At 72.4% G+C, this 19566-nt stretch carries 17 protein-coding genes; 10 read left to right on the forward strand and 7 right to left on the reverse strand.

What is annotated here, in order from left to right; genetic code table 11:
- Positions 1–25: 25 nt before the first annotated feature.
- Positions 26–766 (reverse strand): TetR/AcrR family transcriptional regulator, encoded by a 741-nt coding sequence (locus tag NZH93_RS42850; RefSeq protein ID WP_259629076.1) that lies wholly within the window; start codon positions 764–766, stop codon positions 26–28.
- A 115-nt stretch (positions 767–881) separates the two neighbouring features.
- Between NZH93_RS42850 and NZH93_RS42855 the strand changes: the two genes are divergently transcribed.
- Both NZH93_RS42855 and NZH93_RS42860 read left to right on the forward strand, forming a co-directional pair.
- Positions 882–3056: an MMPL family transporter gene (locus NZH93_RS42855; RefSeq protein ID WP_259629077.1), complete on the forward strand. Its 2175-nt coding sequence runs from the start codon at positions 882–884 to the stop codon at positions 3054–3056.
- Positions 3057–3128: 72 nt separating this feature from the next.
- Positions 3129–3644, forward strand: coding sequence for a VOC family protein (locus NZH93_RS42860; RefSeq protein WP_259629078.1), 516 nt, complete (start codon positions 3129–3131; stop codon positions 3642–3644).
- Here the strand turns inward: NZH93_RS42860 and NZH93_RS42865 are convergent.
- On the reverse strand, positions 3624–4709 hold the full coding sequence (locus tag NZH93_RS42865) for a cytochrome D1 domain-containing protein (RefSeq protein ID WP_259629079.1): 1086 nt from the start codon (positions 4707–4709) through the stop codon (positions 3624–3626). The two genes, NZH93_RS42860 and NZH93_RS42865, sit on opposite strands and share 21 nt — an antisense overlap.
- Before the next feature lie 241 nt (positions 4710–4950).
- Positions 4951–7188, reverse strand: coding sequence for a DUF2339 domain-containing protein (locus NZH93_RS42870; RefSeq protein WP_259629080.1), 2238 nt, complete (start codon positions 7186–7188; stop codon positions 4951–4953).
- A 170-nt stretch (positions 7189–7358) separates the two neighbouring features.
- On the opposite strand from NZH93_RS42870, the gene NZH93_RS42875 reads away from it, so the two are divergent.
- The 7 genes from NZH93_RS42875 to ptsP all read left to right on the forward strand — a co-directional run bounded on the left by NZH93_RS42875 (position 7359) and on the right by ptsP (position 14645).
- Positions 7359–8351: a LacI family DNA-binding transcriptional regulator gene (locus NZH93_RS42875; protein ID WP_259629130.1), complete on the forward strand. Its 993-nt coding sequence runs from the start codon at positions 7359–7361 to the stop codon at positions 8349–8351.
- Entirely contained in the window at positions 8344–9795 is a 1452-nt protein-coding gene (locus tag NZH93_RS42880) for a sugar ABC transporter ATP-binding protein (protein ID WP_259629081.1), read from the forward strand. Before NZH93_RS42875 ends, NZH93_RS42880 begins: the two co-directional genes overlap by 8 nt.
- Positions 9792–10739: an ABC transporter permease gene (locus tag NZH93_RS42885; RefSeq protein ID WP_259629082.1), complete on the forward strand. Its 948-nt coding sequence runs from the start codon at positions 9792–9794 to the stop codon at positions 10737–10739. The genes NZH93_RS42880 and NZH93_RS42885 overlap by 4 nt, the downstream gene beginning before the upstream one ends.
- A 13-nt stretch (positions 10740–10752) precedes the next feature.
- Positions 10753–11679, forward strand: a complete 927-nt coding sequence (locus NZH93_RS42890) for a substrate-binding domain-containing protein (RefSeq protein WP_259629083.1) — start codon at positions 10753–10755, stop codon at positions 11677–11679.
- Complete coding sequence (locus tag NZH93_RS42895) at positions 11676–12536, forward strand: ribokinase (protein WP_259629084.1); 861 nt, start codon at positions 11676–11678, stop codon at positions 12534–12536. Before NZH93_RS42890 ends, NZH93_RS42895 begins: the two co-directional genes overlap by 4 nt.
- Positions 12533–12922, forward strand: a complete 390-nt coding sequence (gene rbsD, locus NZH93_RS42900; protein ID WP_259629085.1) for a D-ribose pyranase — start codon at positions 12533–12535, stop codon at positions 12920–12922. The genes NZH93_RS42895 and rbsD overlap by 4 nt, the downstream gene beginning before the upstream one ends.
- Positions 12923–13013: 91 nt before the next feature.
- Positions 13014–14645: a phosphoenolpyruvate--protein phosphotransferase gene (ptsP, locus tag NZH93_RS42905; protein ID WP_259629086.1), complete on the forward strand. Its 1632-nt coding sequence runs from the start codon at positions 13014–13016 to the stop codon at positions 14643–14645.
- On the opposite strand, the gene NZH93_RS42910 is transcribed toward ptsP, so the two are convergent.
- The gene (locus tag NZH93_RS42910; protein WP_259629087.1) at positions 14613–15494 is read right to left on the reverse strand and encodes a LysR family transcriptional regulator; all 882 of its coding nucleotides are present in this window, start codon (positions 15492–15494) and stop codon (positions 14613–14615) included. The two genes, ptsP and NZH93_RS42910, sit on opposite strands and share 33 nt — an antisense overlap.
- Before the next feature lie 4 nt (positions 15495–15498).
- A complete protein-coding gene (locus NZH93_RS42915; protein WP_259629088.1) occupies positions 15499–16308 on the reverse strand; it encodes a helix-turn-helix domain-containing protein in 810 nt (269 codons plus the stop codon).
- Positions 16309–16410: 102 nt separating this feature from the next.
- Here NZH93_RS42915 and NZH93_RS42920 point away from each other — a divergent pair, with 102 nt between their 5' ends.
- Positions 16411–17310 (forward strand): SDR family NAD(P)-dependent oxidoreductase, encoded by a 900-nt coding sequence (locus NZH93_RS42920; protein WP_259629089.1) that lies wholly within the window; start codon positions 16411–16413, stop codon positions 17308–17310.
- A gap of 12 nt (positions 17311–17322) precedes the next feature.
- Here NZH93_RS42920 and NZH93_RS42925 read toward each other — a convergent pair whose 3' ends face one another.
- Together NZH93_RS42925 and tdh are read right to left on the reverse strand one after the other, a co-directional pair.
- Positions 17323–18501, reverse strand: coding sequence for a glycine C-acetyltransferase (locus NZH93_RS42925; protein ID WP_259629090.1), 1179 nt, complete (start codon positions 18499–18501; stop codon positions 17323–17325).
- A complete protein-coding gene (gene tdh, locus NZH93_RS42930) occupies positions 18501–19532 on the reverse strand; it encodes an L-threonine 3-dehydrogenase (protein ID WP_259629091.1) in 1032 nt (343 codons plus the stop codon). The genes NZH93_RS42925 and tdh overlap by 1 nt, the downstream gene beginning before the upstream one ends.
- Positions 19533–19566: the final 34 nt, after the last annotated feature.

Raw genomic sequence — 19566 nt, forward strand, 5'->3', positions numbered from 1 at the left:
GGTGCCCTGGCGGCACCCCGCGCCGTCACTCCTCGATGCCCATGGGGATGAAGATGCTCCCCAGCATCGCGTCGAACATCGGCTCCGGGTCGGACACGGCGAACGGGAAGCGCCCGAACACCTCCAGCGCCACGTGCCCGTAGAGCCGCACCCACGCCTGGAGCAGGTGGAAGATCTCGCCCAGGTGCAGTGATTCCTCGTCCACCGGTACGCCGCGAGCGGTCACCGTCTTGATCAGCACCTGCTGGAACGCCCGCAGGTCGGCGTGCAGCACCTCCGGCGGTTCCGGCGCCGCGAGACCGTGCGGGTGCTCGTGCTTGAGGATCAGCCTGCTGGCGACGTCCAGGAAGACCTTGCCGAACTGGTCGCCGACCCGCGGTTCCCCGTCGGTGTCGCGCCGTCCGATGACGTTCTCGGTCGAGGCGAACACCAGGGAGAACTCCTGCGGGTGCGCCAGCGCCCACCTGCGGAAACCCCGGCACACCGCGTAGACCTGCTCGGTGCCGGCGTCCCCGCCCAGTGGTTCGAGCGCCGAGTTCAGCTCGGCCTCCAGGTCCTGGCAGATGTCGTCGCACAGGTGGCGCAGCAGGTCTTCGCGCGAGTCGTAGTAGCGGTACAGCGCCGGGGCGGTGATGCCGACCTCTCGGGCGATGGCACGCAGCGTCACGGCTTCGCGGCCGTGGTTCACCAACAGGGCGCGTGCCTGCCGTCGAATGTCACGCTCGGTCTCCGCACGGAGCCGTTCGCGGCGAGTGGCCTGGGTCATATGTCACCCCATCGGGTTGTTCACGTCTGTACCGTCGGCCAAGTTCAGTGAACGGTGTTTACGAAGTTGACGCTGTTTGCAGAACCGTAACGCCATTCAGCCTAGGAGGACGAACTTGTTCGCGAAGTGGGGCTCGTTGGCCTACCACCGCCGTTGGGTGGTGTTGGTCGCGATCGTGCTGCTCTCCGTCGGAGGCGGCATCTGGGGACTCGGAGTCTTCGACAGGCTGAGCCAGGGCGGCTACGACGCGCCGGGCAGCGAGGCGGCGCGGGCCACCCAGGTCGCGCAGGACGCGTTCGGCCGCCAGGGCGGTGACGTCATCGTCATCTACACGGCGCCGCAGGGGACGACGGTCGACTCGCCCGAGGTCGCGGCCAAGATCGCCAAGCAGCTCGACGGGCTGCCCAGCGACGCGGTCAAGCAGGTGGCCTCCTACTGGAACACCCAGCTCCCGACGTTCAGCACGGCCGACAAGACCAAGGCGCTGGCCGCGCTCACCCTCCAGGCCGGTGACTCGAACGCCCAGATCAAGCAGTACCAGCAGATCGCCGACCAGCTCGCGGTCGACGGGGTCGAGTCGCAGGTCGGCGGCCTGATCCCGACCCAGAAGGCGATCAACGACATCACCGCGTCGGACCTGACCAAGGCCGAGGCCGTGTCGCTGCCGATCGTGCTGGTCCTGCTGATCATCATCTTCGGCGGACTGGTCGCCGCCACGCTGCCGGTGCTCGTCGGCGGCCTGTCGATCATGGGCTCGCTGGGGGTGCTGCACCTCGTCTCGCTCGGCGCCGACGTGAACTCGTTCGCCGTCAACGTCGCCAGCCTGCTCGGCCTGGGCATGGCCATCGACTACGGGCTGTTCATGGTCGGCCGGTTCCGCGAGGAGTTGGCCGCCGGGCGCACCGTCGAGGACGCCGTGCGCCGCACGGTCACCTCCGCGGGCCGCACGGTGGCGTTCTCCTCCACGATCCTGGTCATCGCGCTCGCGGGCCTGCTGCTGTTCCCGCAGGGCTTCCTCAAGTCGCTGAGCTACGGCGGCATGTCGTCCGTCGCCATCGCCGCGGTCGTCTCGCTCACGCTGCTGCCCGCGCTGCTCGGCATCCTCGGCCACCGCGTCGACAAGTTCGCCATGCCGTGGCGCAAGCGCGCCGCCAAGGGCGAGGAGGGGCGCGGCTGGGAGACCCTCGGCAGGCGCGTCATGAAGCGGCCGGTCCTGGTCGCCGTGCCGATCATCGGTGTCCTGCTCGCGCTCGGCGCGCCGTTCCTCGGCGTGAAGTTCGGCGAGGTCACCGAGAAGGTGCTGCCGGAGGGCAACTCCGCCCGCGTCGCCGCCGAGACGATCAACTCCGACTTCAAGGCGCTGGGCGGCAACGGCTTCAAGGTCGTGATCTCCGGCAACCCGGACGCGGCGGCCGTGCAGGCGTACGCGGCGGAGATCGGCGACGTGCCCGGCGTCGACACCGCCCAGATCACCTCGGAGCCGAAGGACGGCGTCTGGGCGCTGGCCGCGGGCCTCGACGGCGGTGACGCGCACTCCGACCAGGCCAAGCAGGCGCTGAAGGACGTGCGCGCGCTGGCCGTGCCGGACGGCTCCGAGGTGCTCGTCGGCGGTCCGACCGCGCTCGTGTCCGACAGCCTGGACGCCATCGCCGCGAACCTGCCGTGGATGGCGCTGCTGCTGATCGGCGCGACGTTCGTGCTGATGTTCCTGGCGTTCGGGTCGCTCGTCCTGCCGATCAAGGCCATGGTGATGAGCGCGCTGAGCCTGTCCGCCACCTTCGGCGTGCTGGTGTGGATCTTCCAGGACGGTCACGGCGCCTCGCTGCTCGGCGTCACGCCCGCGCCGCTGGAGTCCGGCATCGTCGTGTTGATGGCGGCCATCGTGTTCGGCCTGTCGACGGACTACGAGATCTTCCTGCTGTCGCGCATGGTCGAGGCCAGGAGCAAGGGCGCGAGCACGGAGGACGCGGTCGCGACCGGTCTCGCCAAGACCGGTCGGGTGATCACCGCCGCCGCGCTGCTGCTGAGCGTGGTGATCGGGGCGTTCGCGTTCTCGCAGATCACGATCATGCGGTTCGTCGGGGTCGGCATGATCCTGGCGCTCGTGCTGGACGCCACGGTCGTCCGGATGCTGCTCGTGCCCGCCGTGCTCAAGCTCCTCGGCAACGCGGCGTGGTGGGCGCCCGGTCCGCTGCGCAAGGTCCAGGAGCGGATGGCGATCCACGAGGGCGGCGACGTGGACGACGAGGACGAGCCCGTCCGGGAGCGTGAACCGCAGCCGGTGGGCTGAGGCTCAGGGCGTTGAATCCTCAACTACCACGGGGTATTGTGGTAGTTGAGGATTCAACTATAGGAGCCCGCCATGCCGATCCAGCGCCTGAACCACGCCGTGCTCTACGTCCGGGACGTCCCGAAGGCGGTCGCGTTCTACAGCGACGTGCTCGGCTTCAAGGTGATCACCGAGATGGCGGGCCAGGCGGCGTTCCTCCAGGCCGCGGGCTCCACCAACGACCACGACCTCGGCCTGTTCGCCATCGGCCCCCAGGCGGTCGACTCCCCCGCGGGCCGCACGTCCGTCGGCCTCTACCACCTGGCGTGGGAGGTCGACACGCTCGGCGAGCTGCGGGCCACCCGCGCCAGGCTGGTCGAGCACGGCGCGCTCGTCGGCGAGTCCGACCACGGCACGACCAAGGCGCTCTACGCCCGCGACGTCGACGGCATCGAGTTCGAGGTCTGCTGGCTCGTGCCCGCCGACCGGCTCACCGACGAGCTGAAGGCCTTCAAGGGCTCCCGGCGGCTCGACCTGGACGCGGAGGTCGAGGCGTACGGCGCCGACCGCCGCGGCGGTGTCGGGGTGTCAGTTCCCGCGCTGGGCTGAGTCCGGCGCGAAAGCGACCATCGTCGCCTCGAACTCGGTGGCCGTCCCGGTGATCCCCGGCAGGACGACCTCCTCCAGCTCGAACGTCGCCAGCTCGGCGTCGTCCGACCCGTCCAGCACCGTCGTCGAAGACCCGGTGGCCAGGAAGATCCGCCGGTCACCGGGCGCGTTCGACAGCCCCCGCGCGTCGTACGGCAGCGTCCGCAGCAGCGCGCGGGTCGCCGCGTCCACGACCGCGACGGCCCGCTGCCTGGTCAGCGCCACGTACACGCGCGTCCCGTCCGGCGTGACGGCCACGGCCCCGGCGCCCCTGCCGACCTCGACGGACCCGACCACCTCGCGCGCCTGGGCGTCGATGACCGCGAGCGTGGCGCGCGGCTCCCGGCCGAGGTGCAGGACGCTCGCGTAGACGGTCCGGCCGTCCGGGCTCACGGCGAGGTGCTGCGGCATCCCGCCCACCTCGATGACGGCCTGCCGGGTGAGGGTCCGGGCGTCGACCACGGTCACCGTGCCGTCCTGGCTGCCCGCGACGTACAGCAGCCGCCCGTCCGGGCTGATCGTGATGCCCTGGACCTGCCCGCCGACCCTGATCAGGGCCGTGAGGTGGAACTTCCGCGGATCGACCACGGCGATCACGCCGCCGTCCGAGGCGCCGGTCACGTAGAGCCGCGCGCCGTCCGGGGTCATCACGGCCTGCGCGAGCTGGATGCCGGTGCTCAGCCGGTCCACGACGGCGCCGGTGGCCGAGTCGATCGCGCTGATCACGCCCGTCCAGCCGTTGACCACGTAGACGAGGCGGCCGTCCGGGGCGACGGCGGCACCGGTCGTCCGCCCACCGGTGCTGGCGGTGGCGAGGACCTTCCCCCCGACCGTGTCGACGACCTGGACCTGGCCCTCCCTGCCGACCACGTACGCGTGCGGCGAGCGGCCGCTGGACGCCGGGTCGACGGCGGGCGGGGGACCTTCGGCGAACGCTGCGGGCACCGCGGACACCACGACCAACGCGGCGAGGGAGAAGACCGCCGTACCGAATCGGCGGGGTCCGCCCGTGCTCTGCGCCCACATGGCGCGAATGGGAACACCCGCGGGTGGAGCCGTTCCACTTTCGTCCCTCGTCCGGGTGATTTCACAACCCGGACGAGTGGCGAGGACAGAGGGGTTGGCGGTGCGCCCGACGCCGGTCGCTCGGGGGGCGAAACGACCGACGCCGGACCCCTCCCGATGCGTTGCACCGGTTGGTCGAACCCCGACCAACCGAGACTTACCACCAGGGATGCGGAAAAGTAGGCATTTCGGCGTCGAACGGCTACGAATTCGCCGGAATTCGCCGGATCGCCACCAGTTTGGCGTAACGGGTGCCCGCCGTGAGGAGGACCAGGCCCGCACCGATGAACGCGGCGACCCTGGCGATCCCGTCGAGCGCCGCGAGGTCGAACAGCACCAGCTTCGCGACGGCCGCGCCGACCAGCACCAGGCCCGCGATCCGCAGCGGCAGGACGTCGATCCCCCTGACCAGGAGCACCAGCGCGGCGACCGTCCACGACACGGTCACGACCGTGTGCCCGAACAGGAAACCGCTCGGTGTCTGCGACACCAGCAGCGCGGCGCTGAGCACGAACCCGGCGGCGGCGTAGAGCAGGACCAGGCCCGCGGCGACGAGTGCGACGGGGCTCTTCCCCGGATCGGCGAGCACCCCGCGACGGCTGGCCACCCACGGCAGCGCGACCGCGACGAGCGCGAGGACCAGCGCGGTCAGCATCCCGCCCACCAGCGTGCCCGGCGTGCGGAGGGCGAGCCGCGGAGCCTCGGCGAGCAGGCTCGGCGGGATCGCCTGGCCCGCCAGCAGCAGGCCGAGACCGCCGAACACCGCGCCGCCCAGCAGCGGGCCGCGCGAGGCGGTCCGGTCGGCGAGCACGATCAGCAGCAGCGCCTCGAACAGCACGGTGGCCGCTCGCGCGCTGCCGTCGAGTGCGAGGGCCGTGGTCTGGAACAGGCCGAACACGGCGACGACACCGGCCGCCGTGACGTACGGCGCGGGCAGCGACTTCCGGCCGACCGACCACAGGGCGACCATCAGCACGGTGATCGCGCCCGCCATCGCGGTCGCCCACACGCGGTCCAGCAGCGAGGTCGCGAGCAGCGCGGGCACCGGCGACGCGGCGACCATGATCACCGACACGACGTCCTCGGGGCGGCGCCGGACCGAGATGAGCGAGCTGAGCACGCCGACCACCGCGGTCAGCAGGATGATCGCCGCCGTCGGCGCCTGCTCCCCGGCGGGCACCGCGAAGCCGATCGCCAGCACCGAGCCGATCACCGCGGGCGCTCCCGCGGCGATGGCGAGCCACGGCCAGTTCCGCCGCCACTGCACCGGGGCTGCGGCGGTCTTGAGCACCAGCAGGAAGCCGACCAGCAGCGGGGTGAAGCCGCCTGCCAGTACCGGCGCGAGCACCGCGCAGGCGACCACGACGCCGATGGCGAACGTCGGCGAGTCCCAGCGCATGGCCAGCAGCAGGCCGCCGAGCGCGACCGCGAGGCCGACGGCGAGTCCGGCCCACAACGGCAGGAACGAGTAGATCTTGGTCGCCGCCACCACGTCCAGGTACAGCGCGGCGACACCGGTCGCGGCCAGCGCGAACGCACCCGTGCGCGCGGTCTCCGTGCGGTGCAGCCGCAGGCCGATCCCGATCAGGACGACCGCCAGCGCGGCACCGCCGATCACGCGGGGCAGCGGGCCGAGGTAGTCGCGCTGCACGGCCAGTACCAGCAGCAGCACGACGCCGAGCAGCGTCACCACGCCGCCGACCCAGGCGAGCAGCTTGCTGCCCGCGCCGTCCTCGCCCAGCCGCTCGATCAGCGTCTTGCGGGGTACGGGCGGCGGGGTCGGACGGCCCGGCCACGGCTGCTGCGGCGGCGGCGGCCCGGCTGGTGAACCCCACGGCATCTGGCCGGGCAGCGGCTGAGCGGGACCGGCGAACGCGTACGCCGGTTCCTGGACCGGCTGCACGGGGTGGAACGGCCGCGGGGGCGTTGACGGCTGCGAGGGCACGCCCTGACCAGGCGTGGTCGGCACCTGCGGCTGACCCGGCTGGCCCTGTGGCTGCGGCTGACCGGGCTGGGCCTGCGGCTGGGGTTGACCCGGCTGACCCTGACCCGGCTGACCCTGCGGCTGCGGCTGCGGCTGACCCGGCTGACCCTGCGGTTGCGGCTGACCCGGCTGGGCCTGGACCTGTGGCTGGGCCTGGGCGGGGGCCTCGGCCGGGGTCGCCGTCGCGGGCTGGTCGCCCTGGGCGGGTGTGGTCCGGACCTGACCCGGCACGTACGGGGCCTGGGGCTGCGTGGACGCGGCGAGCGCCGCCTTGGCCGCCTCCAACTGGGCGGCGGCGACCTGGGTCTGCGCCGCCGCGCCGATGCCCTGACCCTCGGGGGCCCCGGTGAGCTCCTTGACCTGGAGCCTGCGGAGCTCCATGCCGACGTCACCCAGCTTGCGGCCGAGTTCTCCCAGCTCATCGGCTAGGCGCAACAGCGGGTCTGGTCCAGTCATGCGCTCAGCTTGAGGCCTGGATGTCCGTTTTTGATCCGTACCTCTACTCATCCTGATGACGATGTGATTACCGAGCTGAATCGATGAACTTGACGAACACCCCTGTGTAACCGATTAACTGGGTCATGTAATCGATTCCAGTGCACGAGGAGGTGCGCAGCGTGACGACGATGAAGGATGTCGCGAGCCACGCCGGGGTGTCCACGGCGACGGTGTCGCGCGTGCTCAACGGTCACGCCGCTCCGACCCAGGAGACCCGCGCCCGCGTGCTGGCCGCCATCGAGGAGTTGGGCTACCGGCCGAACGCGCTCGCCCGGTCGCTGCGGACCACCGCGACCAAGACGTTCGGGCTGGTGATCAGCGACCTGGTCAACCCGTTCTTCGCCGAGATCGCCCGCGCCGTCGAGCAGGAGGCGCGCGCCCACGGCTACTGCGTCGTGCTGGCCAACGCCGACGAGAGCGCCGAGCAGCAGACCACCTACGTGCGCACCCTCCTGGACCGCCGCGTCGACGGGCTGCTGGTCTGCCCGGCCACCGACGACGCGGCGTGGATGGACGAGGTCGTCGCGACCGGCCTGCCGCTGGTCCTGCTCGACCGGTCGGTGCCGGGCGCGGACTGCCCGGTCGTCCGGGTCGACGGTGCGGAGGCGCTCGCCGACCTGGCCGCGACCCTGGTCGGGGCCGGTCACGAGCGGGTCGGCGTGATCGCCGGTCCGTCGGACACCAGCACCGGTCGGGAGCGGTTGGCCCAGTTCGGCTCCGCGCTCGCCGAACTGGGCCACCCCGTGCACCCGGACCACGTGGTGCACGGCGACTTCCGCTGGGAGAGCGGCAAGCAGGCCGCGGCGAAGCTCATGGGGCTGCCGGACCGGCCGACCGCGCTGGTCGCGATGGACAACCTGATGGGCCTCGGCGCGCTGGAGCAGGTCCGCGAACTCGGCCTGTCGGTGCCCGGTGACGTCGGCATCGCCGTCTACGACGACCAGCCGTGGTTCCCGCTGCTCGACCCGCCGCTCACGGTCATCGCCCAGCCGACGGTGGAGATGGGCCGGGCCGCCGCGCGCTGCCTGATCGCGCTGATCGCGGACGAGCAGCCGCCGGACGTCGACCTCACCGCCCGCCTGGTCAAGCGCGGCTCGTGCGGGGAGACCGGTCGTGGCTGAGCTGCTGAGGGCGACCGGCGTCACCAAGCGCTTCACCGGCGCGCTGGCGCTGGACGGCGTGGACTTCGACGTCCGCTCCGGCGAGGTCCACGTGCTGCTCGGCGAGAACGGCGCGGGCAAGTCGACGCTGGTCAAGGTCCTCGCGGGCGTGCACCGCCCGGACTCTGGCGAGGTCGTGCTCGCCGACGGCGTGCGGCTCGCGGTGATCTACCAGGAGCTGACGCTCGTGCCGGAGCTGTCGGTCGCGGAGAACCTGTTCCTCGGTCGCCCGCCGCGCCGGTTCGGCGTGGTCGACCAGGCCAGGATGCGCCGGGACGCCGTCGCCCTGCTCGACCGGGTCGGGCTGGCGGTCGACCCGCGGACCAAGCTCAAGCACCTGGGCATCGCCCAGCAGCAGATGGTCGAGATCGCCCGCGCGCTCGACCAGGACGCGGGCGTGCTCGTGCTGGACGAGCCGACGGCCGTGCTCACCGACACCGAGACGGACCGGCTGCTGGAGATCATGGCCGAGCTGCGCGACCAGGGTGTCGGGCTCGTGTTCATCACCCACCACCTCGACGAGATCCGCCGGATCGCCGACCGCAGCACCGTGCTCCGCGACGGTCGCAGCGTCGGCGTGCTGCCCAGGGGCGCGAGCGTCGAGGAGATGATCGAGCTGATGGTCGGCCGGTCGATCTCCGAGCAGTACCCGAGGCACCGGCAGGACCCCGGCGAGGTGCTGCTGAAGATCGACGGCCTGACCCGTAACGGTGTTTTCCAAGACGTGTCGATCGAGGTCCGCGCCGGTGAGGTGGTCGGCGTCGCCGGCCTCGTCGGAGCGGGCCGCACGGAGGTCGTGCGCGCCGCGTTCGGTGCGGACCGGTACGACTCCGGGCACGTCGAAGTGGGTGGCAAGCGCTTGGCGGGCGGTGACGTCCAGGCCGCGGTGCGCGCCGGGCTCGGCCTGGTGCCGGAGGACCGCAAGGGCCAGGGGCTGGTGCTCACGTCCAGCGTCGGCGAGAACCTCGGGCTGGTGACGCTCGGGTCCGCGACCAGGTTCGGGGTCGTCGACCGCGGGGGCCAGCGCGAGAAGGCCGCCGGGATGGCGTCGGCGCTGCGGGTCAAGACGTCCGGCCTCGGCCAGGAGGTCCGCGAGCTGTCCGGCGGCAACCAGCAGAAGGTCGTCATCGGCAAGTGGCTGCTCGCCGACCCGAAGGTGCTCGTCCTCGACGAGCCGACCAGGGGCGTCGACGTCGGCGCGAAGGTCGAGATCTACGAGCTGGTCAACCGGATGACCGCGGCCGGACGAGCCGTGCTGCTGGTCTCCAGCGACCTCCCCGAGGTGATCGGGATGAGCGACCGGATCGTCGTGATGGCGCACGGCCGCGTGGCGGGCGAACTCCCCGCCGTCGGAACCACCCAGGACCAGGTGATGGCGTTGGCCGTTCAGGAGATCCCCGCATGACGACTTCGATCAACGCCCGCAAGGTCCTGTCCGACAACGGGGCGCTGGGCGGGCTCCTGGTGCTGGTCGTGGCGCTGTCGGTCCTCGCGCCGTCGTTCCTCAGCACCCAGAACCTGCTCAACGTCGGCGTGCAGGCGGCCGTGGTCGCCGTGCTCGCGTTCGGCTCGACGTTCGTCATCGTCTCCGGCGGCATCGACCTGTCCGTGGGCAGCGTCGCGGCCCTGTCGGCGATGGTCGGCGCGTGGAGCTCGACCGAGGCGGGGCTGCCCGGTCCGCTCGCGCTGCTGCTCGGCCTGGCCACGGGCGTGGTCGCCGGTCTCGTCAACGGCGCGCTGGTCAGCTACGGCCGGCTGCCCGCGTTCATCGCCACCCTGGCGATGCTCAGCGTCGCCCGCGGCCTGACGCTGGTCGTCTCGCAGGGCACGCCGCTGGCCACGCCGGACGTCGTCAGCGAGCTGGGCTCCAACCTGACGCCGTTCCTCCCGGTTCCCCTGCTGGTGATGCTGGTGTTCTTCGGCCTCACCGCGTTCGTGCTGACCCGCACCTACCAGGGCCGCGCGATGTACGTCATCGGCGGCAACGAGGAGGCCGCGCGCCTCTCGGGCATCGACGTGCGCAAGCAGAAGCTCGTCATCTACGCGCTGTCCGGCCTGTTCGCGGCCGTCGCCGGGATGCTCCTCGCGGGCCGCCTCGCCTCCGCTGGACCGCAGGCCGCGGTCGGCTACGAACTCGACGCCATCGCGGCCGTCGTCATCGGCGGCGCCTCGCTGTCCGGTGGCGTCGGCAGGGCGTCCGGCACGTTGATCGGCGCCCTCGTGCTCGCCGTCCTCCGCAACGGGCTCAACCAGTTGCAGGTCTCCCCGTTCTGGCAGCAGGTCGTGATCGGCGTGGTCATCGCACTCGCCGTGCTGCTGGACACCCTCCGCCGCCGCAGCACCCGCTAGGAAAGGAACAACCATGGACTTCCCCCGCAAGGTCGCGGTCGCCGCGCTCTCCGCGTCCGCCCTCGCCCTCACCGCGGCGTGCGGATCGGGTGCGACCGGCTCGGGCGGCGATGTCACGATCGGTCTCGCCGTGTCGACGCTCAACAACCCCTACTTCGTCGAGCTGAAGCAGGGCGCCGAGGAGGCCGCCGCCGAACTGGGCGTGAAGCTGACCGTCGTGGACGCGCAGAACGACGCGACGAACCAGGTCAACCAGGTGCAGACGTTCGCGACCCAGGGCCTGAAGGCGATCATCATCAACCCGGTCGACTCGAAGCAGGCCACACCCGCGGCGAAGGCCGCCGAGAACGCGGGCATCCCGCTCGTCGCGGTCGACCGCTCGGTCGACGAGGGCAAGGTGGTCTCCGAGGTCGCCTCCGACAACGTCCAGGGCGGCAGCCTCGCGGCCATCGAACTCGGCCGCGCCACCAGCGGCGAGGTCGTGCACCTCCAGGGCATCCCCGGCGCGTCCGCCTCCCGCGACCGCGGCCGCGGCTTCGAGCAGGGCCTCAACTCCGGCGGCATCAAGGTCGTCGCGAGCCAGCCGGCCGACTTCGACCGGGCCAAGGGCCTGGACGTGATGACCAACCTGCTCCAGGCGAACGCGAGCATCAAGGGCGTCTTCGCCGACAACGACGAGATGGCGCTCGGCGCGATCAAGGCGCTCGGCGACAAGGCGGGCACGCAGGTGCAGGTCGTCGGCTTCGACGGCACGCCGGACGGGCTGAAGGCCGTCGAGGACGGCACGATGACCGCCACGATCGCGCAGCAGCCCAAGGTCCTCGGCCGCAAGGCCGTCGAGCAGGCCGTGAAGGCGGCCAAGGGCGAGGCCGTCCAGCAGGTGGTCGACGTCGAGGTGAAGGTCGTGACCAAGAAGAACCTGGCAGAGTTCAAGAAGTGACCTCGGTACTGGTGCTCGGATCGGCCAACGCGGACCTCGTCGTGGAGGTCGCCCGGCGGCCCGGTGGTGGTGAGACGGTGCTGGGCGGCGACACCGTCGTGATGCCCGGCGGCAAGGGCGCGAACACCGCCGTCGCCGCGGCCCGCGTCGGCGCGTCGGTCGACCTGCTCGGCGCGGTCGGGTCCGACCAGTACGGCGAGCTGCTGCGCTCCTCGCTCGCCTCGTCCGGCGTGCGCACGGCGTTCGTGCGCACGTCAGCCCGGCCGACCGGGATCGCCTACATCACCGTCACGCCGGACGGCGAGAACTCGATCGTCGTGGCGCCCGGCGCGAACGGCGACGTGGCCCCGTCCGACGTGGACGGCGTGTCGCCGGACGGCGTGTCGGTGCTGGTGTGCTCGCTGGAGGTCCCGGTCCCGACCGTTGAGCACGGCGTGGCCTGGGCGGCGCGCCACGGCGTCCGCCCGGTGCTCAACCTGTCGCCGGTCGCGCCGCTGTCGCCGTCGACGCTGGCGCTGCTCGACCCGCTGATCGTCAACGAGCACGAGGCCGCCCAGCTCGCGCCGACGTTCGAGGCGCTGCTCGACCTGGGGCCGCGGTCCGCCGTGGTCACGCTCGGCGCGCGCGGTGCGGCCGTCGTCACGCGCGACGGCGTGGTCGAGGTGCCCGCACCGGCCGTGACGCCGGTCGACACGACCGGTGCGGGCGACGCGTTCGCGGGCGCGCTCGCCGCCCGGCTCGCGGCGGGCGACCAGCTCGTCGAAGCCGCCCGGTACGCGGCGCGCGTGGCCGCGACCTCGGTGACCAGGGCCGGTGCCCAGCCGTCGTACCCGGCCGCCGCCGACGTGCTGCCGTGAAGCGGTCGGGCATCCTGCACGCCGAGCTGAGCGGCGCGCTGGCCCGCCTCGGGCACACCGACGAGCTGGTGGTCGCCGACTGCGGCCTGCCGATCCCGCCCGGTCCGGCGGTCGTCGACCTGGCGTTCACCTTCGGCGTGCCGTCGTTCCTGGAGGTGCTGGACGGCCTGCTGGCGGAACTCGTGGTCGAGCGGGCCCTCGTCGCGAGCGAGGTGGACGACGCGAACCCGCTCTGCGCGGCGGCGATCCTCCAGCGGCTGCCGGACGTGCAGCGGGTGCCGCACGCCGAGTTCAAGCGCCGCACGGCCGCGGCCCGGCTGGTCGTCCGCACCGGTGAGGCGACGCCGTTCGCGAACGTCCTGCTCCGGTGCGGGGTGCCGTTCTGACGTCCGGCTCGGCCGTGCCTGCTGCCGGACACCTGGTGTCCACGTCACACTGGGCGGAATCGCAGCCCACCCGAAGGGTATGGTCTAGACCATGTCGAGCGCGCGCCTGAGCGGTGTCGGTGTCAGTTCCGGTCGGGCTTCCGGCCCCGTTGTCCGAGTCGCCGAACCACTGGGCGAGCCCCCCGCCACTCCCGCGCCCGCCGACGCGCAGGCCGAGGCCGCGCGCATCCGGCCCGCGGCGGACGTCGTGGTGGAACGGCTGCTCGCCCGCGCCGCGACCGTCGAGGGCGACGCGAAGGCGGTGCTGGAGACGACCGCCGCGATGGCATCGGACCCGTCCCTGCTAGCCCAGGCCGAGAAGCTGGTCACCGACGAGTCGCTGCCCGCCGCCCGCGCGGTCCACCAGGCCGCGGGCGGATTCATCACCATGCTCCAGGCCGCCGGCGGGTACATGGCCGAACGCGCCCGAGACGTCCAGGACGTCCGCGACCGCTTGGTCGCCGAACTGCTCGGCCTGGCCGCACCCGGAGTCCCCGACCTGGCGGGCCCGAGCGTGCTGGTCGCCCGCGACCTCGCCCCCGCCGACACCGCCGGTCTCGACCCGACCAAGGTCCTCGCGCTGGTGACCGAGGAGGGCGGCCCCACCTCGCACACCGCGATCCTCGCCCGCTCGCTCGGCATCCCCGCCGTGGTGGCGGTGCGCGGCGTCCTCGCGCTCGACGTGGCCGCGCTCGCGGTCGACGGCGACACCGGCGACGTGCGCGAGTCCGACGGCACCGTCCGATCCGCGGGCAACACCGGCAAGCCCACCTGGAACGGCGTCGGCATCCTCCGCGACGGCCACCGCGTCAAGGTCCTCGGCAACGTCGGCTCCCCCGCCGACGCCGCCGCCGCGGCAGCCGCGGGCGCCGAGGGCGTCGGCCTGTTCCGCACCGAGTTCTGCTTCCTGTCCGCCACCGAGGAACCGACGGTCGAGGAGCAGCGCAAGGCCTACGCGGCCGTGCTCACGCCGTTCGCGGGCAAGCCCGTCGTCGTCCGCACGCTGGACGCGGGCGCCGACAAGCCGCTCGCCTTCCTGGAGCCGGAGCCCGAGCCGAACCCGGCGCTCGGCGTGCGGGGCGTGCGCGTGGCATTCGACCGGCCCGAGGTCCTCGACCGCCAGCTCGAGGCCATCGCGCTCGCCGCGAAGGACAGCGGCGCCGAGGTGTCGGTCATGGCCCCCATGGTCGCCACCGCCGCCGAGGCGTCGTGGTTCGTGGAACGTGCCCGCGCCGCGGGCATCGCACGGGCGGGCGTGATGATCGAGATCCCGGCCGCCGCGATGACCGCCCGCGAGGTCGCCGCCGTCGTCGACTTCGTGTCGATCGGCACGAACGACCTGTCCCAGTACCTGTTCGCGGCGGACCGCCAGGTCGGCGCCGTGGCCGCGCTCAACGACCCGTGGCAGCCCGCGCTGATCCGCCTGATCAAGCTCATCGGCGACGTCGGCGTGGAAACCGGCACCCCGGTCGGCGTCTGCGGCGAGGCGGCGGCCGACCCGCTGCTGGCGTGCGTGCTCACCGGCATGGGCGTGACCAGCCTGTCGATGAACCACACCGCGCTCGCCGGCGTGGGCGCGAAGCTCGCCACCACCAGCCTCGACGTGTGCCAGCTCGCCGCGCGCGGCGCACTGGGCGCGCACGACCCGGCGTCAGCCAAGGTCGCGGCCAGGGCCCCCCACTAGGGCGTCCACCACGGCCTTGATCAGCGGGTGGCCCTCGCTGCCCTGGCGGCAGGCGGCGTAGACCCGGCGCAGCGGCGGCGTCCCCCGGACGGGGACGACGATCGCGCCGGGCACGTCCGCGAGCGCGTTGCGCGGCACCAGCGCGACCCCCGCGCCCGCGGCGACCAGCGCGACCACGGCCCGGAAGTCGTCCGAGGTGTGCACGATCCGCGCGTGCGGCACGGCCACCGTGACGACGTCCCGGCACGGGTTCCCCGGCAACGGCGCCACCCAGTCCTCGTCGGCGAGGTCGCGCAGGTCGATCGTGGTCCGCTCGGCCAACCGGTGGTCGGCGGGCACGACCACGTCGAACGGCTCGGCGTACAGCGGGAACCGGGTCATCCGCACGTCGTCGGGCCGGTAGTCCTCGGTGATCGCCAGGTCGATCTCGCCGTCCAGCAGCAGCGGCAGGCTGGCGTGCCCCTCGACGTCCCGGACCACGATCGTCAGCTCCGGCGCGGTCCGCCGCAGCGAGGCGATGGCGGGTGCCACCACCTGGCTGATCGCCGAGGCGAAACCGGCGATCTTCACCTGGCCCGCGGCCCCTTCGGCGAACGAGGCCAACGACGCCTTCGCCCGCTCCAGCTCCGCTGCGACGGCGTTGGCGTGCCCGACCAGCAGCTCACCGGCGGCCGTCAACGACACCCGACGCCCGCGCCGGCGCAGCAGCTCCAGCCCCGTCTCGGCCTCCAGCGCGGCGAGCTGCTGCGACACGGCGGACGGCGTCAGGTGCAGCGCCCTCCCCGCCGCCGTCACGGTTCCGTGGTCGGCCAGCGCGCGCAGCACCGGCAGCCGTCGAGGATCGATCACCGGCCTATCGTGCCCTGACCAGGGTGCCGAGCAGCCGCAGGCGTTCCTCGGACGTCGATCCGGGGTCGGCGTGGTAGGTGATCAGCACCTGCCCGGACTCGGGCAGCACCAGCTTCTCGTACCGCAGGTCCAGCGGTCCGACCTGCGGGTGCAGCAGTTCCGTCAGCCCGCTCGACTTCTGCCGCACGTCGTGGCGCGCCCACAGGGTGCGGAAGCGTTCGCTGTGCAGGCTCAGCTCGCCGATCAGGGTGACCAGGCGCGGGTCGTCCACGTCGGAGCCGAGCACGGACCGCAGGTAGGGGACGACCTTGGCGGTCATACCGTCCCAGTCGCGGTAGAACGACCGCATCCCCGGTTCCAGGAACGCCGCCCGCAGGGTGTTCACGCCGGGCGCGAAGAACGGTGACAGCGCGGTGGCCAGCGGGTTCGCCGCGAGCACGGTCATGGTCCTGCCCTGGACGTACGCGGGGGTGGTGGTCCAGCCGTCGATCAGGTCCCGCACGCTCGCGCTGACCTTCTCCGCCTTCGGCCGTCGCCGCTTGGCGGGCACGGGGTGGGCGAGGGCGTGCAGGTAGGCCGACGCCTCGGCGTCCAGCCGCAGCGCGCCCGCGATGCTGTCGAGGACCTGGTCGGACGGGTGCTGGTCGCGGCCCTGCTCCAGCCGCAGGTAGTACTCGGCGCTGATGCCCGCGAGCAGCGCGACCTCCTCGCGCCGCAGCCCCGGCACCCGGCGCCGCTCCCCCGCGGGCAGCCCGACCTCGCCGGGCCGGACCAGTTCGCGCCGGGCCCTGAGGTAGTCGCCGAGGTGGACCATGCGGTCGACGGTAACCCGGTCGCGCCCGCTCGTCCTGTCCCCGCCGGTACCGGTGTCGGCAGGAGCCTGGTCGCGCTGGTCGGCCCGGCGCACGATCGGGCCATGACCACTCCTCTCGGCTTCTCCTCCACCACCGACGACGTCCTGCGGGGCGTCGACCTGACCGGACGGCGGGCGGTGGTGACCGGCGCGTCGTCCGGCATCGGCCGCGAAACCGCGCGGGCGTTGGCGGGCGCGGGCGCCGAGGTCGTGCTCGCCGTCCGGCGGAACGGCCCCGAGACGGCCGCGCTGATCACCGAGCAGACCGGCAACCCGCTGGTCAGCGCCCGTCCGCTGGAGCTGGCCGACCCGGCGTCGGTGGCCGCGTTCGTCCGCGACTGGACCGGACCGCTGCACGTGCTGGTGAACAACGCCGGGATCATGGCCGTCCCGGACCTCAGGCTCACCCCGCAGGGCCACGAGGTGCAGTTCGCCACGAACTTCCTCGGCCACTTCGCCCTGACCACGGGCCTGCGCGCGGCGCTGGCCGAAGCCCGCGGCGCGCGGGTCGTGTCGCTCAGCTCCAACGGCCACCTGTTCTCCGACGTCGTCTACGACGACCTCGCGTTCCAGCGCCGCGCGTACGACCCGTGGCTGGCCTACGGCCAGTCGAAGACCGCCGACGTCCTGCTCGCGGTGGGCGTGACCAGGCGCTGGGCGGACGACGGGGTCTTCGCCAACGCGCTCAACCCCGGCGCCATCGCCACCGGCCTGCAAAAGCACACCGGTGGCCTGCGGACACCCGTGGAGAAGCGCAAGACCGTGGCGCAGGGCGCGGCCACGTCCGTGCTGCTCGCGGCGTCACCGCTGGTCGAAGGGGTGGGCGGGCGCTACTTCGAGGACTGCGCCGAGTCGCCGGTGCTGGTCGGCGAACCGGAGGTGTTCGGCGGCGGCGTCGCACCGTGGGCCGTGGACGCCGCCAACGCCGACCGGCTCTGGGACGTGGCCTCCCGGCTGGTCTGAGGCGTGGCCCGGCTACATCCGGGCCCGAGCCGCCACGAAGGCGTCCACGGCCCGGTTCACGTCCGCCGTCGAGTGCCCGGCGGACATCTGGGTGCGGATGCGCGCCTTGCCGTGCGGCACCACCGGGTAGGAGAAGCCGATCACGTACACGCCCTGCTCCAGCAGCAGGTCGGCCATCCTCCCGGCCTCGGCCGCGTCACCGATCATCACCGGGATGATCGGGTGCGAGCCGGGCAGCAGGTCGAAGCCCTCGTCGGTCATCCGCGCGCGGAACAGCGCCGAGTTGTCCCGCAGCCTGGTCAGCAGCTCACCGGACGAGCTGATCAGGTCCAGCGCGGCGATCGACGCGGCGGTGATCGACGGCGCCAGCGAGTTGGAGAACAGGTACGGGCGGGACCGCTGGCGGAGCATCTCCACGATCTCGCGCCTGCCGGACACGTACCCGCCGCTGGCCCCGCCGAGCGCCTTGCCGAGGGTGCCGGTGACGATGTCGACCCGGTCCTGGACGCCGAACAGCTCGGGCGTGCCGCCGCCGTTCGGGCCGGTGAAGCCGACGGCGTGCGAGTCGTCGACCATGACCAGCGCGTCGTGCTGCTCGGCCAGGTCGCAGATCTCGTCGAGCGGCGCGAGGTAGCCGTCCATGGAGAACACGCCGTCGGTCGCGATCAGCCGGTAGCGGGCGTCGGCGGCGTCCTTGAGCTGCCGCTCCAGGTCGTCGAGGTCGCGGTTCCGGTAGCGGAAGCGGCGGGCCTTGCAGAGCCGGACGCCGTCGATGATCGACGCGTGGTTCAGCTCGTCGGAGATCACCGCGTCCTGGTCGGTCAGCAGCGTCTCGAACAGGCCGCCGTTGGCGTCGAAGCAGGAGCTGTACAGGATGGTGTCCTCGGTGCCGAGGAACTCCGCCAGCCTGGCCTCGAGCCGCTTGTGCGGTTCCTGCGTGCCGCAGATGAACCGCACCGACGCCATGCCGAAGCCCCAGCGGTCCAGCGCGTCCTTGGCGGCGTCGACCAGCACGGGGTGGTCGGCGAGACCCAGGTAGTTGTTGGCGCAGAAGTTCAGCACCTCGTCGCCGTCGCCGACCCGCACCTCGGCGTTCTGCGGGCTGCCGATGACCCGCTCGGCCTTGTACAGACCGGCCGCCCTGATGTCCTCGATCCCCGCGAGCAGGTCGTCCTTCATCGCGCCGTACATCAGGCCTCCGTCCAGTCGAGCACGACCTTGCCGCACTTGCCTTCACGGGCTGTCGCGAACGCCAGGGCGTGGTCGCGGTAGCCGAACTTGTGGGTGATCACCGGGGTCAGGTCGAGGCCGCGCTGGAGCAGCACGGACATCGAGTACCAGGTCTCGAACATCTCCCGGCCGTAGATGCCCTTGACGTGCAGCATCTTCAGCACGACGCTGCTCCAGTCGACCGCGAACTCCTCGGCGGGCAGGCCCAGCATCGCGATGCGGCCGCCGTGCGCCATGTTCGCGATCATGTCCCGCATCGCGATCGGCTTGCCGGACATCTCCATGCCGACGTCGAAGCCCTCGGACATGCCGAGTTCGGCCTGCGCGTCGGCGATGGTGGCCGTGGCGACGTTCAGCGCCAGGTCGACGCCGACCTTGCGGGCGATGTCCAGCCGGTGCTCGCTGACGTCGGTGATCACGACGTTGCGCGCGCCCGCGTGCTTCGCGACGGCGGCGGCCATGATGCCGATCGGGCCCGCGCCGGTGATCAGCACGTCCTCGCCGATGACCGGGAACGACAGCGCGGTGTGCACGGCGTTGCCGAACGGGTCGAAGATCGCGGCCACGTCCAGGTCGACCCGGTTGCGGTGCACCCAGGCGTTCTCCTGCGGCAGCACCGCGTACTGGGCGAACGCGCCGTCGACGTGGACGCCGAGGCCGCGGGTGTTCGCGCACAGGTGCCGCCTGCCCGCCTTGCAGTTGCGGCAGGTGCCGCAGACCAGGTGGCCTTCGCCGGAGACCAGGTCGCCGACCCGGACGCCGGTGACGGCCGTGCCGATCTCGATGACCTCGCCGACGAACTCGTGGCCGAGGACCAGCGGCGCCTTCACGTTGCGCGCGGCCCAGTCGTCCCACGAGTCGATGTGCAGATCGGTGCCGCAGATGCCGGTCCGGAGGACCCGGACCACCACGTCACCAGGACGTGCGACGGGGTCGGGGACGTCGACGAGTTCGAGTCCCGGCCCGGAGGCCACCTTGACCAGTGCCTTCATGACGCGCAGTGTCACCCGTTCCAGTTGTGCAGTC

This window comes from Umezawaea endophytica, assembly GCF_025061645.1.
Classification (GTDB): domain Bacteria; phylum Actinomycetota; class Actinomycetes; order Mycobacteriales; family Pseudonocardiaceae; genus Umezawaea; species Umezawaea endophytica.

Bases quoted from the DNA above. Each gene is read 5' to 3' on its own strand.
- NZH93_RS42850 (WP_259629076.1), bottom strand. From the start codon at position 766: ATGACCCAGGCCACTCGCCGCGAACGGCTCCGTGCGGAGACCGAGCGT.
- NZH93_RS42890 (WP_259629083.1), top strand. From the start codon at position 10,753: ATGGACTTCCCCCGCAAGGTCGCGGTCGCCGCGCTCTCCGCGTCCGCC.
- NZH93_RS42870 (WP_259629080.1), bottom strand. From the start codon at position 7,188: ATGACTGGACCAGACCCGCTGTTGCGCCTAGCCGATGAGCTGGGAGAA.
- ptsP (WP_259629086.1), top strand. From the start codon at position 13,014: ATGTCGAGCGCGCGCCTGAGCGGTGTCGGTGTCAGTTCCGGTCGGGCT.
- NZH93_RS42885 (WP_259629082.1), top strand. From the start codon at position 9,792: ATGACGACTTCGATCAACGCCCGCAAGGTCCTGTCCGACAACGGGGCG.
- NZH93_RS42920 (WP_259629089.1), top strand. From the start codon at position 16,411: ATGACCACTCCTCTCGGCTTCTCCTCCACCACCGACGACGTCCTGCGG.
- NZH93_RS42865 (WP_259629079.1), bottom strand. From the start codon at position 4,709: ATGTGGGCGCAGAGCACGGGCGGACCCCGCCGATTCGGTACGGCGGTC.
- NZH93_RS42925 (WP_259629090.1), bottom strand. From the start codon at position 18,501: ATGTACGGCGCGATGAAGGACGACCTGCTCGCGGGGATCGAGGACATC.
- tdh (WP_259629091.1), bottom strand. From the start codon at position 19,532: ATGAAGGCACTGGTCAAGGTGGCCTCCGGGCCGGGACTCGAACTCGTC.
- NZH93_RS42915 (WP_259629088.1), bottom strand. From the start codon at position 16,308: ATGGTCCACCTCGGCGACTACCTCAGGGCCCGGCGCGAACTGGTCCGG.
- NZH93_RS42875 (WP_259629130.1), top strand. From the start codon at position 7,359: ATGAAGGATGTCGCGAGCCACGCCGGGGTGTCCACGGCGACGGTGTCG.
- NZH93_RS42860 (WP_259629078.1), top strand. From the start codon at position 3,129: ATGCCGATCCAGCGCCTGAACCACGCCGTGCTCTACGTCCGGGACGTC.